The following is a 16,574-nucleotide window of genomic DNA, read 5'->3' on the forward strand; positions in this document are numbered from 1 at the left end:
TTATGATCAAACGGCAAAAGCCATTTTGGTCGATTTTACTTCTATTTTTGGTGGTTTTGGTGATTGCCGTACACGGCTCTTTCGCACGCCTGAACGCCTATGTATATAGTCAGTTTAATCAACTGTTTGAGCAACAAAGCAGTGAGGTTGTGGTGATCGAATCGGCGCACTTACAACAGCAACAATCCGATCTGATCAGTCAATTGCTCAAACAGGATGTGGCCGCCATCGTGGTACTGTCTGATGTTGCTTCTAAGCAAAGCATGTCCTTTGCCAACGTGTACTTCCCCTTTGCCGATCCGCGTTATTGCCTGCCAGCCGTACAACCCTGGCTTGGTTACAACATGGTGCTCAGCGCACCGGCAGGGCAATGTCAGAATGTTTGGGAAAGCCTCTATGGGCCGCAGCATCTTAACACCGGTAAACTACTCAACTTTGCGCTTTCCCTCAGTGCCTTACCCAAATTTTCGAGTACCCGATTACTCGAAGGAGATGTGCTACCCAGTCAGCTGGAAGGCAAAGTCGTGTTAATCGCCCAGCAACAGTTAGGCTTCAGCGTACCGCTACGCGCGCCTAAATTACGTGGTGTCAGTAATCCGGTTTATCTGCATGCCTATGTCGCTGATAGCCTGGAGAAGGGGCAATTAGTCACCCGCTTGGCGCAATGGCAGTCTATTGCTTTACAGCTGAGCTTATTAGCCTTGCTACTCATTATTTATCAAAAAAATACGCTTACCCTGAGCATCATTATCGCGGTCAGTTTATCCGTTGTCGGCCTACTGAGCAGCTATGTGGTAATGTTATCGCTGCATTACCTGCTGCCTATTGGTCAACTATTGGTGATCAATGTGATGACTATGTTGTGGGTGTTCTTCTCGCGCAAATGGCTTGAGGAGAATGAGCTGTTAGAGCTTATTGCCAATGTCCATCAACGTATGATGGGGCGCTACCTGCCCCGCTCGTTCAGCACAGAGAGCACTCCCTGGGACGCCATAATTACACTCGTTAATCAACAGCTTGCCCTTAATCGTTCAATTTTTCTAGCACGTCTTGAGGGTGATCATCGACTCGAAGAGATCCGTGCCATTAACTGTCATATTGAAGACATTGTTGAACAGCGCCGGGATTACCAACGTCCTCCCTACTCTGATGCCATCAAAGCGTTTGGTGCGGTACAAACGGGTCGACCCTTTTTCAGTGGCCTTCAGGAGCTGGAGCGCCAGTTTGTTGTGCCTTTGATGTATGCGGGTGATGTCCGCGGCTTTTGGGCTATGACAGTGATACCCAACGAACAATTTGATGAAAAGGCCTTTGTTAAAAATGTCAATCGGTTTGCCAGCCAGATTGGCGAGCTATTGTTCCATTACAGAATGCTGCAAAACCAGCAACGGGCATCGCTGAGCCCATTAACCCGGGCACTAACGCTGACACTGGAGAAACCACTCAGCCAGAAAGTAAAATCAGCCATTGGCGAAATGGAACAAAAATTATCCACGCTCGAGCAAGTGTTCAATCAGATCCGAACCGCCGCGGTGTTGTTTAATTTGTTTGGCCAGGTGGTTCAAACTAACCAGCCGCTGGAACAACTGGCTAAAAAGCATCATCTGGCCCTGTTCGAGATGACAGCATTAGATCTGCTGGATAAAATCACTCCGATGTCAAAAGAAAAACTAAAAGGCAAATTGCGCTATTTGACCCTACAACAAGGCGAGCTATTTTTGCCCGCCACACTTGGTAACGATACCTATATTTTGAATATTCGCTCACTGTCAGCCAGCCAGGTAAGCAGTACCATAGGCGAACCTTTCTCTGTTGCGGGGATCTTGTTTGAGTTCATCGACATTACCACTTTATTGCAGCAGCTGGAGGATCCTCATGCGCTGTTAGACCAGCTCGCGTCTGCAACCCCAGACAGCGGTGAAGACACCAATGAGGAGCACATTCTGTAATGGAGTGGGTGTTACCTCTATTTCCGGATGGAAGCGGACTCGGCCAGTCTGTCATAACGACTGTTTGGGTGGGGATTGCCGTTGTATGCATGCTGAACTTGCGGTTTGGCTTTCCACTCACCGGTCTGGTAGTGCCCGGCTATCTGGTACCTCTGCTGATTGTCAGCCCTGTCTCAGCCATCGTTATCATCATTGAGGCCATTGTGGTTTACGTGCTCATGCGTCTCAGTGCCAAAGTGGTGATGGAACGACTGGGCTACGCTGAGATGTTTGGCCGGGACCGTTTCTTTGCCATTATTTTGATCAGTATTCTCGTTCGCGTGTTTATGGACACCTTGTTCTGGCCTCAGATAGGTCAGATACTGGCGTTATGGGACGTTACTTTTGATTACGCAGGACAGCTATACAGCCTGGGCCTAGTGATCATCGCCCTCACCGCTAACGTAATGTGGAATGGCGGCTTTCGTTATGGCATGCGCGTCACGCTGATCCAGCTTGCTATTACCTTTGTGTTAGTGCGTTTTGTGCTGATGCCGTTTACCAATTTCAGTATCGCTAATCTTGCCATTATGTATGAGGCGGTCGCCGCTTCGATTCTGGCTGCGCCCAAAGCCTATATCATTTTGGTGATCACCGCATTTCTGGCCTCCCGGGCTAACATTCGCTATGGCTGGGAGTTCAATGGCATTATGCTCCCGGCACTACTGGCACTGCAATTGATGCAACCCAGCAAGCTACTAACAACGCTCATTGAAACCACAGTGATTTTGTCACTCGGCGCGATATTGCTCAATTTTACCCGGCTCAAGCATGCTAATTTTGAAGGTGCTCGGCTACTATTGTTGTTTTTTAACATCGGCTTTGTATATAAACTGGTTTTAAATTACTTTGTGGTGGATTACTTCCCTACCCTCAAAGCCACTGATACATTTGCCTTTGGCTATATGCTATCAACCTTGCTGGCACTCAAAATTTTCCAGAAGAACGCCCTCGGCCTGGTACTGCGTGCGACCTTTCAGACCTCTATGGTCGGTGGCCTGCTGGCCTTCGGCATTGGTTTCGCTATCATGTTTGTGCCTTCTTTAGTTCAGGGCCCGGCACAACCCGTATCAGTAGATGAGGCCCAAAGTGCACCACTGAGTCACCATGTTAGTGAATACAAAAGTTATCTGTACACAGCACGGTATGATTTACTGAATCTCAGCCATTATCAGCAGGCGCAGCAATTGCAGCGCTTCCGGGGCGCCATTCGCTTATTGAATGAAAACCGCCAGGATCCGGATACCCAACGCCGTGCCGCACAGGTACTCGCAGAGTTGGGCTTTGTGCTTATTGATAATCCAGCCACTTTAGTGATTAAAGACGCCCAGGCAACGCATCCAAGGGGCTTGTTTGCCCTCGCCAAATCTCCGGTACGAGAACACATAGTAACTGTGCCATACCCCACCAGTGAGCGTTTAGCGGGCGATGCCGCAGGGCAACTCTTTGCCATTTTAGGCAGCAGTGCCCTGGCACTCGGCACCCGCGTAACACCGTCTGCTGCCAGCCAACAAACACGACCGCAAAGTGCCTATTACCAGGCCTTTATTGCAGCACTGAACACGGATCAGGTGTTGCAGCTGCGTGCCGTCAACCAGTATACACGGCCTCAGCTTCGGCTTACCCGGTTTAGCGAGCAAAGTCAGTTCTGGATCTACAATCAGCTGCCCGATTCACTGTCGCAACGTCAGCTCACCCGGTTATTAGGCTTTGACCGCAGTCAGTTTGGGCTGCTTAGTGAAGACAACCTGCCCTACCCAGGCTATCAGGGTGCCATGTTGGAGACCTTTTTCGATAACCTGAGTTATTCCACGCTGCTCTCGCACACCGCCAGGAGTAACGCAAATGCACCACAATATCCCGTAGAGCGGCTCAACCTGCCACTCGAAGACCTGGTCACCGAGTTCTCACAGCACATCAGTGCCAAAGGCAGTGGCCATTTTCGTATGCTAGAAGAAAATGAAGCAGCGTTATGGGAGTATGAAGTACTTGAGCCCCTCTTCAGGCTGTCCCATCAGTTGCGCTCTAGAACATTAGAGGACGATGATCTGAACCAACTGGAACAGCTAAACCGACTCGCCAATATGGTAGGCTATCGTCTGCAACTTATCATCAACAGTGTCCAGCGCCTGGTAGTCATCAGCCCATTGCCTGAAATTGGCTACTATCAGCAGGGTCAGGGGTTTTATGCCATTAACCTCAATACCACACAGCCGCTGACCATTCAGGTACCGAGGCCACTATTCGAGAGTAACACCCTGCAATTTGCCACGGATCTGTTTCAGGTCAGTGGTGCCAGGGCGCTGCTCATTGCCGGCGCTCACCCCTATGCCAGCGAAGAAGCGAACGTGATGTCTCCCACTAACACACGAACTTTATATAATGTGGTACATCAAAGCGCAGTACGACATAACCCCAGTATGTCTGTTTTAAGTTTGCAGGTACGCAGTCACAGCGCACCATCACAGATCCGCCCCAGCGCTATCGCCTATCAGTTCACTCAGCCGGATTTTCGTCATACTTCAACCATTAATGCCCTACATAAAGCCATGGCACGGCTTGGGATCAGTGTTGAGAAAGTAGCGGGTCAAATTGCTACTCGAGGACTGGAAATCGGCTCATCTCCGCAGTCGGGTTATCGCCTGTTTAGCCCGGGCAGTGAACTGGCAACTCTTTGGCTGGCCTCCGACTTTAAGCAACACTACGCCGTCTCGGAGCAGGCACTGCAGGAGAGATTACTCGCAGTATCCGCCCAACCCAAATTCTTACAAGTACGCCTCGCTGCGACCGGCCCGGGTGACTGGGTCAGCTTATCAGATGAGCAAAAACAGAGGCTTGATATAACCCTGGATCGCTATGCAAAAACCCAGCACTTGCCTTGGTTAAATGCGCTCTGCCAGAACTTGCCTCGATGCAATTTACAGGCTATCCGGCTTACCGACAATGGGCTGCTTGGGTTACAAGTACAACAAGCAGGTAAAACCGCTGCAGTATACCTTGCTCAGCGTAACCGGCTTATTACCCTGGAAGCGCTTGAGGAAATGATGCAAGGAGGCCCGAATGTATTGGATTAAACGCATCCTCCAGGTTCTGCTCATCATCCTTTTGCTGGCCGCGGGGTATCGGGTCGCACTGCATCTATATGTATGGTTGAATTCGGCAGAGCGAATAGCTGCACGCAGCGAAGAGGAAACCCGCTCTGTGGTGCACTGGCTGAGCCCAGATAGACCGCTTATTTATACATTCCCAACGTCACGAACTGTGGCTATTCGAGTACTGTCGAATGCCATTTTTGCCAGCCAAACCGTGCTTGATAAGCCTATCAATTATGCAATTGAATACCGGCTGCTGGACAGTCAGGATAACGAGCTGGAAATGCACACCTATCACCACGCATCCAAACTTGCGCTTGAAGAAGGTGAGCAACAGGTTAAGCAACTAATTGAAGACAGACAGGCACTGGCTGTCACCTCCGGTCAGTCGTTTTACGTCGACTGGCAACAACTGACGCGAGCCAGTAAAATTTCGCTGCGGCTCATTCCGGAAGAGCCCAGCCTGCGCGGCGTGGTGGTCCGTATCCATGGTAAAACGCCCACCAACGCGGATGATGTAACACGCACCTGGCTTAAGCTGCCCCAGCAATGGCGGGAGCGTATGACCAGTTATCATACACTGGGCGATAGCGGCTTACAGCCGCAGCAAATAGCCAATGCGGTATCGTACGACTGGCGCAAACTCGCACCACAGGGGATCCCGGGGATCGACTTTGACGCAGACATTCTCTATGAATCGCTGCCATACAACGTTATTACCTATGACTTTTCCGCGGAACAGTTTGATTTGGATGGATACTATACGCGACCCGGCCTCGCCGCCTCAATCCGCCTGTCTGAAGCCGGTGATGTGATTTTACAAACCCAGGGAGATATAAAAGACCTGCAATTGACATGGTATGATCTCACCCAGCAGCAGGCACCGCTGACACTGCAGCCAGTTAGCACCGATGACTCCACACGTTTCTTGCTGCCAGATATGCAACCGGGGCTATTGGTGATCCGCTCCCGTGTGGAGATGATCACCACGTGGCGCAATGAGCTGGAGCAGGTGATTGCGCCCTTACACAGCTATTACTACCACCTTAACGAAGCGAACCAGGCAGAATACACTGTGCAAGGTGGCAGCGATCTGCAACTCGATATGCGAGGTGCCCCAGGCAGCTCAGTGCAGCTCAGCGTGTATGATGCCGAGCAACAGCTACTGCGCTCAGAAACGTTAACCCTGACAGGGCTGAACAGTGGTTTTGACCGTTTGATCACCCCGGAAACCCGCCGCGAAGCCATTACGGACAGCGAAAAACGCTATCTGCGCCTGAGCCATCAGGCACACCGAGTAACAGTGAGTAGCGCAGATCCAGTGGCCGTGAAATTGCAAAGCAGACATAGTGCAATGCATCACCAAAATTATGTGTGTGCCACCTTATGTGACGCACCGCAAAATGGATTCACCGAAGTTGGCGCCTGGTTCAGCCAAAGTGCCGACAATGAGTTCCACTTTATTGAGCAGCAACTAATCCTCAAAGTGCGGTTATTCAGCGCGCCTCCCCCCGTAGAGGAGAAACAAAGCGGCTATCTATCACAAGCTCTGTTCGTCAGTTTACCGGTCTCCAACACTGCACTGGTTTACAGTCCGCCAAAGTACTTTGCACTGCCACAGCCGGCTGAACCATTTCAGTATAGACCACTCGTTGATCTGGCACAGCTGTATGACGCCCAACTCAGTATGCAGCAAACTGAGTTGGTAGCAGCGCCCGTGCCCAAAATCATCACTCTCAGTAATACCGGGATCCGCTACACCGAGCAGGAAATCGACCAGCTGGACAAGGCACCCGACTTATCTGACCCAGCTTTGCAACTATTTATCAATCAGGGAACGCCACGTGATTACTGGAAAGTACGGCTATTTCAGCTACAACCCGGGCAGACTTTAAGCCAAGATTACCGAGGCCGTGACAAGCCAATGGCGATTGTGATCAAGCCTTTCGTCAGAGGCACTCATCCTGTCGCACCACTCATTCTCAATACACAGCTGGACGGACAATTCAGCAAGGTGGTGACAGATGAGTACAGTATTGCTCGCAAACGCTATGCTCTGGCGCCTGATCTTGCGCAGTCAGCATTCTTATTGCACCCAAAAGATCCGGCCCTGACCGCCTACCCGTCAGTCACGCTTACAATCGGGACGGATATACAACAGCTCAATCAGCTAATCGTGTCAGCGGAGCAACCCCTGTGGTTTGCCTTACTGGAAGAATATGCAACTCCACCTCCTCAACCGCAATGGTGGCAACATGAATTTTAAACCGTACCTGTTTTTGTTTTTGATGCTCCTTACTGGCAAAGGTTTTGCCAGTGACGCTGCTGAGTTGCCCTCTCCCAGCTGGCAACAAGTGTACAACTGGTTTGCAAAGCCCATGACGCTACCTCCCTGGCAATTGCGCAGTCAGCCAGGTCTGATTATGCTGCAAGCCAGCTCCGCACAATTTGGCGGCGGCGATTTATATTACCGGCCCAAAGGCTCTGCCTGCATGCTATCTGTGCCGCATAAGTTTCATGACCAATTGACAGATAAAATAGGCAAAGCCGTGTTCGCTACACGATGTCAGGTGCTGGTGATCAACACAGAGCACCGCAAAGCGCCCAGCCCGGACTTATACAGCATGGACTATTCGCATCGTCCAAGTGGCTTGCACGCCGCAGCGGCACAGGCGTTTGCACGACGTTACCCAACCAGTCACCTGTACCAGCTACATGGTTTCAGCCAAAGCAAACGTCGCACGCCTCAGGCACGCCAGGCGGATTTCATTATCAGCCAGGGCAGACAAAGTACCGACGCTTTGTCACAATTGCAGATGTGTTTATCAAAACTGAGCGAGCATACTTATCAGTACCCACAGCAAGTGTCTGAATTAGGCGGTACACGCAATGTTATGCACCGCCTGGGATTACCGGCAGGCTACTTTATTCATATTGAGATCAGTCGCTCCATGCGCGAGCGACTGGTCGCACAGCCCGACATTATGGAACAGTTTACTTTATGCCTTATTTGATTGTATTGCTCCTGATAAGTTGTCTGTTGCCCGCTCAGGCCAAGCCTGCGGCGCTGCAAAGTGCACCCAGCTGGTACCAGCCGGACACACTACAATTGCAGCGCAGCGCAGCGACTGTCAATCTGGATGCCAGACAATCACGTTTGATTTTACTACCAGCCGGACACTGGTTGAGCCTTGAAAACCAGCCACGCGCTATTCAAGTGTGGCAGGGGCAATCTCCCTATGCCATGCAACGCGTTACCCAAGCCGACATGCGCTGCACACAACACCAGTGTCAATTGCCAGCCACTGCAACGACCCGCTTGCTGCGCTTTTATAACCCAACCGATGAAATACAAAGCGTCTCTGCCTGGCAAGGTCTATTTCACAGGCACAGAGACCCGTTTCGCATCCCCGTCAAACTAGCGCTTCCGGCAATGCAGCTTTATGAAGCACAAACGCATACTACGCACTATCGCTTAAATGATGGGCAGAGCATTCAATTATTTTTCACAGAAGCCACCAAACTCAGGCTCAACGCACGGCGCATCCTGCCCGATCCAGCTCAGCCCGGTGTACTCTCGGCCAGGCTGGATGGTGCGCTTATCAGTCAGCTATCGCTGAGTGACACCCCTGCCGATGAGTTTACGCCTCAGCTGCGCAAATACCATCTGACTCACGATGTGAAATTGCGCAATGATCAGGTCATTGGCCTGAGTAGCAGCGACTATATAGCGGTTGAGGCAGGTAACTACCTGCGTATTGAGGCTCAGGGTGACACTTTGCTGAATTTAGTCCGCATGGAACGAGGACTTTACGATACCGACGCGGCGCAAACCTGGCCGGAACCTTTGTTTAACCCTTACTGGACGGATAATTTACAGTGGCACCTCGAACAGGTCTACCAGCACCATGACATTTCATCGCTGCACTCGGCCGATGCAGCACTGGCCAGCGCGCTTGAGCGACAACGCCTGTCCGAGCTCCAGGATACACTGGGTACCGTGCGCTTTTTATTACCCAAAAAATCAGACAACGCCTTCACCAGCCATTTCAGTGAGCAAAGCGTTGTACATGCTTACCGCCCGGCTATAGATCGCTTGTTTGCCACCGAGCAGCGCCAGACTTTGCACTATCATGCGGTATCGGGCGCCGTGCAATTTGAATTACCTGAACAACCACGCTTGTCTGATACGCTTAGACTGTATACCCGCAGCACCAATGCCGCAGAGCTGACGCTGGTCATTGACAGTTATCGGCACACAATAAACCTGCTGCCGTCCAACCGCTTTACCATGATTTCATTACCTCTGCCTTTGGATGCCAGTCAGGTCAGTGTGACGATTAGTGACGATGCACAGGTAGACCTGGCAATCCGAGTCAGGGAGCTGCAAGCTTTGCCAAACAACGCCGTTTTATATCAGCGCCCAGGCTTGCTTGAAGACAAAAGTCCTGCTATTGCCTATCGTCTGGAGCAACAGCTACAACGCCTGGGTCATAGCTATCAGCAAGCCCAATCCCGGTTTGTGCTCGCTCACCCACAGCAGGCAGACACCACAACCAGCCTCAGTGCCAGCCACTGGCACTTTCGCCTGGGAGAGGCTGAAATGCTGGTCAGCCAGGACCCACAACAGGCGCTGCCTTTACTGAAAGCCCTGATCACCAGTCCCCATGAGGAGGTTGTGATCCGAGCCTGGCAGTTGCGCCTGAGCGCGTTTTGGGCATTGGGAGAACACAATACCGCCCAGCGCTATCTGGGCGCCCTGCTCGGTCATCCATACCCAGAACTGCAACGTTATGCAGCCCAGCAGCTATTGGCGCATTACCAAAAAGCCCAGGCCATTCAAAGCATTCTCGGATTATGCAGCCTGTGGCGCAACGCCTTACCAGAGTGCCGGGATGCACTTATCAGCAGTTTTGCCGAACTCAAGCAAGACCTTTATGCACTGTGGCTGGGCCACGACACACGCAACGACAATCACACGCTGCAACCTTTGAGTGCGCAACTTGGGTATACGCACCCAGTCAGTAACCCGCCCGTGCTTGATTATTCTCTGCGCCATCATGGCGTCAGCACCGTGCTCAGCGAGACCAGTAACACCACTGCCTACCCACTGGCGGATGAGTCAATTACTATCACAGCCCACCAACCCATGGTGATCAGAGTCAGCGCCCGGTCAAAAGCCATTGAGACAGAGCAAAGCCAGATGTCCTGGTTACATGCCCACCAGGCTAAGCTGCGTAAAATCATGCCGATATTTGACGACATACCTGCGACAACCGTATTGCACATTGATGAGGACGATCAACCTCGTCTTTCTATTGCCAGTACCGGCTACTTTGCGCTGAGTGCCGGCGAACAACTGACCCTAAGCAGCGAAAAGCTACTATTGCTTCAGTTCAGTGCTTTGCCTCCCTCACACAATATTACCAACGCTCTGGATCTGGCCGGGACACTGTGGCAGGAAGACTTTATATCCCTGCTATATCGAACACCACTGGGCAGCGCAAGCACGGTGGCCACACAGCGCGACCTGCTGCTTAATGCTCTGTTAAGACTTGAAACTCAATCGCTCAGCGAGCATGAATTCACGGCTTTATCAGCCAGGTTGATGCAGCACCCTCCAGCAGAGTCATTAGCTACACTGTATGGCCGTATTCAAAGCTTTGGCCACTGGGAGGCATTTAATAGCTACCAAAATTATGCAGGTACCCAGCTTATCGACTTATCAGCACTGTCAAAGCGCAGTGCCGCTGAGCAATTTAGCCGCCATACCAGCCGCGACGATGCGCTGCCTGGGCTGATCTTGCGCCCGAATCATAGCCTGGCGCTTAACCTGAGTGAATTGCAATCACTGCAAGTCAGACTGGTCTTTCATTTTGCCAATGCTGAATTACTGCAACAGCATCAGCGCCCACAGATCAGTATTGACCGTATTGCTGGCAACCTACTGTGGCGTCTCGATAACAATCGCAGTGAACTGGGGTTAACCCGCGCAGATCTGAGTGCACCGGGCCTGACATTGCGCTGGCTTAACCCTTTTGCCGCGCAATTACTCAGTGTTGAAGTCGAAGCCTATCAGCAGGGCCGCTGGCAGGCCATTGAACTGGCCGCCGAACAGCTCTTTTATTATGGTGACGAGGCCAATCCGATCACGGCAAAACTCAGTCAAGATGCGGTACTTAAACTGGAGTATGTGGAGCAGGGAGCACGACGCGAACAATCCGGATTTTACCCAGCCGGCTTACTCACCCTGGCCCCACAAACCGCGAGCCTGGCCAGATTCTATCGCTGGCAACTGGACCCCAATCGCCACAAGCTGGCCGTGGCTCCCCCCGTGCAGCCCTACAGGGTGACCCAGCCAGAGCTTGTATACACCAGGAATGAGAACACCTATCATAAAGCCATTATGCAGGCCGATGGGAATCTCACACACGTTGAGGGGGTGATGCAGTATAACCGTGATGGCATCTATCAAAGCAGTGAACCGCTTGGCTCAGAGCACACGCTGGATCTGGGTATTCGACTGCGTAACCGCTATAAACAGCACTGGTATCGACTGGAGAGCTTTTTTCGTTTGAACAATACCAGCGAACCGTCGTTCAGTATCAATGGTTTGTATGACTGGCTTGATGATGAAGACGACTGGTTTGCCAAAGCGCAGTGGTACAATCGCTGGCAGGAATCACCACTGAGTCGGGAAACCCACCTGACCAGTCAATGGACTGTCGCAATCGGCGAAATTTGGCGAGAGGATCAACACTGGCGTCACCAGTGGTGGTGGCAACCTTTTTATTACTACACCAGCATTGATAAAGAAGACTATCTGGCGGACGAAACCATCAGTAATGCCATGTTCAATTTTTATCGCTACAACCACAGCGATGGCTGGCGTGGTGGTTATCGCATCCGCCATCAGAGCAAAGTAGACAGCCAGCTCAGTGCCCAACTGACAACCACCTCCAATTCGGACTGGACATCACTGGACGTCGCTTCGTTAAGTGGAGTCTGGCAGCAGTATTATCAGGGCCATATTTTCTCTGCCGGGCTAAGCAGCAGCTATGTATTTGCCGATGACCACCGGCCAAATGCGACCTGGCAGTATCTGACGACATTGGGCTGGCAAACCTTGTTTGACTTCAGTGAACACACTGCTGGCTGGATCAGCCTGAACTGGACACAAGACTGGTTCCGAAATAACCACAGCATTCGTTTTGAAGTGACTTTGGGTAATTTACAACGCAGTGGCTTTGACCCGTTTGCACACGACGAAATCATTTTTGAATCACTGCAACTAACGCATTTCTTAGAGCAGGACCTGTATGGCCGATAACCGATTAAAAACCCAGCTTCAGGCTATCTTATTTGCCGATACAGAACAGTTCTGGCTCAATCTGCACCGCCATAAGTACCATCAGTTGCTCGAGGAGTTGGCAGGCTGGGAGCTATTACAAAACCAGCCAAAAGACGAACAACTGAACTACTGGCAGCTATTGCAAACCATTGCTTTTTTACGCCACAAAATTGAACGCCTGCATGAACAACTTCAGGGTCACGACGCTGATTACCAGTCGTTTGTAGAACGTCTTGGCAAAGCAGAGCTGGCCACGGAAAAACAACTGCATATCCTCAAGTATGCTGAAACACTGGGGGCCTCAACCACCCAGCTACAAAAAGATAAACAGGCATTCTCACGTTGGTTTGATGAGGGTGCCGTTATCGGCCGCTATCAAACCTTAGTCGCCGACTTAGAGCAGGATCTGAGGTTTCTTATCGCCAAGCTGGGTGCACTTACGATTCGCTATCTCAGGCTGTCGCTAGATAACCTGGATGAGGCCTGGAAAAAACTAGATCTACAACCTTTCTTCCTGAGGCTGATGGCCACCAGTAACAATGCACATGTGCGCCATGGGATGATCCGTGCGCTGGTCAATCAGGTTTCCGTGATCAATGAATGTAAAGCCAATCCGGATCTGGACAGCGAGCTGGTTGCTGAGCTCATAGAGTTACTTGATGCCGAGAATACGCCCTATCAGGCCGTTGTGGATATCCTGGAAATTCTGATCCACCAGCGTCCGACCTTTGTGCGTAGTTACATGTGGGCCTATGTGGAAGCCAGTCTCAGTGGCACTACATCAGCACAGAAGCACAGCGATCAGCTGTTTATTGTCGCTGCGATGCCCCGTATCCTCGCCAATAAATACCCCCTGGAGGAACGGGATATTCCCTTGCTTCGGGAGTTGGCGCAGCATCCGTTTGCCCGGGTACGGCAAGTATGTATTGAGCAACTGCGCAATCTGCCCGATACACTGGCCATGGAACTACTTGAAAAACGTTTTGCGGATGAAACGGTCGATGCGGTGCGTTTCACTCTGGTTAAACAGCTTACCGCTGCCCGTTTTTCTGCTAACAAGTATGCATTTGGGTTATGGTATACCCACCTCCTTGGTGAGGAATGTCTGGAAGTTAAGCGAATACTGTTGGAACAAAGCCCCAGACTTATGCTAAATGAAGCCGTTGAAGCAACACTGGACGATACCTCAAAAAATCAGGATGCGGTGTTGATGCAACGCTATATAGGTGTGTTGAATGAGGCGCTAGAGCGTGAACCTGACCTGGCCGTGCGACGCTATATTACACGAACCCGTGAGCAGTTATTCAGCTTCACCCAGCAAAGCCTGCATGCGCAACTCGCACAGCGTCTGGCTGAGCACGAGACCGTTTATTTGCCAGCAGATATCGACCAAGACACACTCGGCCGCGCACTCAGTATGCTGGCGCAGCATGAGCAAAGCTTTAACGCCTATCAGGACAAACAAGGCTGGCGGGTTGTAATTGGCTACAAACGTCGTCGCCGTTTTTGGCGTATATGGCATGAGTTTTTCACGCCAAGCACCGATAAACGTCAAAGCTTTAGTCATACCAGTGCCAAAATCCCGTCAGCACAATTGCATGTGCCCAGTTGCACCACCGCAGAGATCAGCGCAACAAACGTACCCGGCGAAGCGCTTTATCATCTCAAGGAGGCCAGTGCACGTCCCCATTTACCGCTACCTGACTACCTCTTATCAGTGCTGAGCCAGGACAATATCAAAGCCAGTAAGAAAAGTTACACCCCCGATGGCATTTTAATCGTGACACCACCCAAACATCTTTGGCAACGTGTTCGCGCCTATTGGCAATTGTCGATTCAGTACGCCGACATAGACGGCTTACGAAAAGGCAATACGCTTGAGCAGCAAAACTACCTGGCCCGAATACGTAAACTCGGCTTTGGCCTGGAGTTTAAGCCCTATGGCAGTGAACTGGATTGTACCTTTGAGGTTGAGTCTGGTATTGCCAACTTGTTCGCTCGCGCCGGCATACCAGGTGTGTTAGTCAATTTGGGTTATAGCTTTAAGGAATATTTGTATTCCATTTACCAAAATAGCATCGGACAGCTGGTGTTTTTTGTGTCGACATTTATCCTCTATTTCTGGATGAGACATGTTCGTCTGAATCGAAAAATCCGCACTAATCGCGCGAAGATCCCCGTTACCATAGGTGGCTGGGGTACACGAGGGAAATCTGGTACAGAACGGATCAAAGCAGCACTATTCAGTAGTCTGGCACTTCGCGTAGTCACCAAAACCACCGGTTGTGAAGCCATGATGATTTTCGCGCGCAGCTCCGGAGAGCAATATGAGCTCCCCCTGTTCCGGCCTTTTGACAAAGCCAGTATCTGGGAACAGAGCGATGTCCTGGCCTTTGCCCGCTCAGTGCGCGCTGATGTCTTTTTATGGGAGTGTATGGGCCTGACACCCAGATATGTGCGGATCCTGCGCCGCTGGATGCGAGACAACTTCACCACCATTACTAATACCTACCCGGATCACGAGGATATTCTGGGCCCGAGCGGCGTTGATGTGGCACAAGAAATGGCCGCCTTTATTGGCAGCCACACTCAGATTTTCACTGCTGAACAAACCATGGCCCCCATCCTCAACCGGGCAGCCGAACACAAGCAATCCACACTGATCCAGCTGCACTGGGGGGAAGGTTTTCAGATCACCCCGGATATTCGTGCTCTATACCCTTATGAAGAGCACCCGGACAATATCGCACTGGTATGTAAAATGGCCCAGTATATAGGGATAGACAAAGACTATGTCTACAAAGAAACCGCCGAACGTATTGTGCCAGATGTCGGAGTACTACAGCACTTTACCAAAGCCCCGGTGGACCATCTAACTCAATCGTTTGTCAACAGTATGTCAGCGAATGAGCGCCTCGCCACGCTGGAAAACTGGCGTCGCCTTGGTTTATTTGAGCTCAACGACAAACCCGAAACACAGACCATTGCCCTGCTCAATAACCGCAATGACCGGGTTGCACGCTCAAAGGTCTTTGCGCAACTGTTAATTGAAGATCTGAGTTTCGATCATGTTGTGGTGATTGGTAGTAACGTCGATGGCTTTGAGGCCTACCTGGATCAAGCGCTGAATACCCGCTTAAGCCGACTAATTGGCAATAACGACAAACAAGATTTGATGCGTCTGCTGACTCAGTGGAAGTATAATGCAAGTCCTGAGCATTATATCGACCAGCTGAACGCCCTGTTTGACACTCCCTGGCTCGAAACCGCTCACCTGTACGATGAAGATTTACTGGGTATTGCATTGACCGAGCATATTGACAATAAAGTACAGCAACGCATTATCCAGCTGCGAATACAAAACTGGCAACTGGCCCAGTCACTGTTGAGCCTGGAGGATTTAACGAGCCACCAGAAACAACTGGAACGTGTACTGTTCAGCATCCTGCATAGCAAGTTATTGCTGCTGGATAATCCCCATATCACCGCAGACGATCTGACCAACCGTATCGCTGGCCTGGGCCTGGCCGGCCAACATCAATTAATTGTGGGCATGCAAAACATCAAAGGCCCCGGGCTCAATTACGTCTATGCCTGGCAGCACTGGCATACGCTGCATGCCAGCTGTGAACGGCTGCTCGAACCTCAGATAAGCCATGCTCAGTTTCGCCGCGACCTGAATAAACTCACGCAACTCGATAAAGTCAATCGAATTGAGCGAGACTATTTCTCCAAAATGCTACAAACCCTCAGTAAACTGCCTCAGGCACAAAGCGAATTTGCCCAGGCCGAACTCAGCCATCTGGCCGAGCGGCTCACTCAGCAAAGTGCCAGTGATGATCAGGCTGCAGGCCCTGAAAGTTTATCTGGCTTCACCCGCTTTATACTGCAAGTCGTGGAGTCATTTCTGGATGCTGGCGCCGCCGTTAAGCGCAAGAAAACCGCGCAACAGGTATATGAGGACATCGCATCGCAACGGATCACCCCGGAGCGCGCCATTACGGTTTTGGCCGCATTAAACCGAGGTCAAAAACCTGGCTGGCTGACAGAACGCTGGCTTAACCGCGGCCAGGATTAGCATACCTCCACCTTCACCCATATAAATAAAAAGTGGGCACGCTCCTTGCTCCTTTCAATATTGAG

General features: G+C 51.1%; 6 protein-coding genes. All 6 read left to right on the forward strand.

Annotation, left to right across the window (positions count from 1 at the left end; genetic code table 11):
• Positions 1-2 precede the first annotated feature (2 nt).
• From MHN31_RS03635 to MHN31_RS03660, 6 genes are read left to right on the forward strand one after another with little or no spacing between them, the layout of a single operon-like run.
• Complete coding sequence (locus MHN31_RS03635; RefSeq protein WP_239443462.1) at positions 3-1,949, forward strand: hypothetical protein; 1,947 nt, start codon at positions 3-5, stop codon at positions 1,947-1,949.
• On the forward strand, positions 1,949-5,062 hold the full coding sequence (locus tag MHN31_RS03640; RefSeq protein WP_239443463.1) for a poly-gamma-glutamate biosynthesis protein PgsC/CapC: 3,114 nt from the start codon (positions 1,949-1,951) through the stop codon (positions 5,060-5,062). The genes MHN31_RS03635 and MHN31_RS03640 overlap by 1 nt, the downstream gene beginning before the upstream one ends.
• Positions 5,049-7,346, forward strand: coding sequence for a hypothetical protein (locus MHN31_RS03645; protein ID WP_194867689.1), 2,298 nt, complete (start codon positions 5,049-5,051; stop codon positions 7,344-7,346). Before MHN31_RS03640 ends, MHN31_RS03645 begins: the two co-directional genes overlap by 14 nt.
• Positions 7,336-8,094: a hypothetical protein gene (locus MHN31_RS03650; protein ID WP_125562423.1), complete on the forward strand. Its 759-nt coding sequence runs from the start codon at positions 7,336-7,338 to the stop codon at positions 8,092-8,094. The genes MHN31_RS03645 and MHN31_RS03650 overlap by 11 nt, the downstream gene beginning before the upstream one ends.
• Positions 8,082-12,410 (forward strand): hypothetical protein, encoded by a 4,329-nt coding sequence (locus MHN31_RS03655; protein WP_239443464.1) that lies wholly within the window; start codon positions 8,082-8,084, stop codon positions 12,408-12,410. Before MHN31_RS03650 ends, MHN31_RS03655 begins: the two co-directional genes overlap by 13 nt.
• The gene (locus tag MHN31_RS03660) at positions 12,400-16,509 is read left to right on the forward strand and encodes a poly-gamma-glutamate synthase PgsB (RefSeq protein WP_239443465.1); all 4,110 of its coding nucleotides are present in this window, start codon (positions 12,400-12,402) and stop codon (positions 16,507-16,509) included. Before MHN31_RS03655 ends, MHN31_RS03660 begins: the two co-directional genes overlap by 11 nt.
• Positions 16,510-16,574 lie beyond the last annotated feature (65 nt).

The organism is Pseudoalteromonas sp. McH1-42 (assembly GCF_022347845.1).
Lineage (GTDB): Bacteria > Pseudomonadota > Gammaproteobacteria > Enterobacterales > Alteromonadaceae > Pseudoalteromonas > Pseudoalteromonas rubra_D.

Excerpts from the sequence above, each read along its gene's own strand:
- MHN31_RS03635 (WP_239443462.1), top strand. The coding sequence starts at position 3 with ATGATCAAACGGCAAAAGCCATTTTGGTCGATTTTACTTCTATTTTTG.
- MHN31_RS03640 (WP_239443463.1), top strand. The coding sequence starts at position 1,949 with ATGGAGTGGGTGTTACCTCTATTTCCGGATGGAAGCGGACTCGGCCAG.
- MHN31_RS03645 (WP_194867689.1), top strand. The coding sequence starts at position 5,049 with ATGTATTGGATTAAACGCATCCTCCAGGTTCTGCTCATCATCCTTTTG.
- MHN31_RS03650 (WP_125562423.1), top strand. The coding sequence starts at position 7,336 with ATGAATTTTAAACCGTACCTGTTTTTGTTTTTGATGCTCCTTACTGGC.
- MHN31_RS03655 (WP_239443464.1), top strand. The coding sequence starts at position 8,082 with ATGCCTTATTTGATTGTATTGCTCCTGATAAGTTGTCTGTTGCCCGCT.
- MHN31_RS03660 (WP_239443465.1), top strand. The coding sequence starts at position 12,400 with ATGGCCGATAACCGATTAAAAACCCAGCTTCAGGCTATCTTATTTGCC.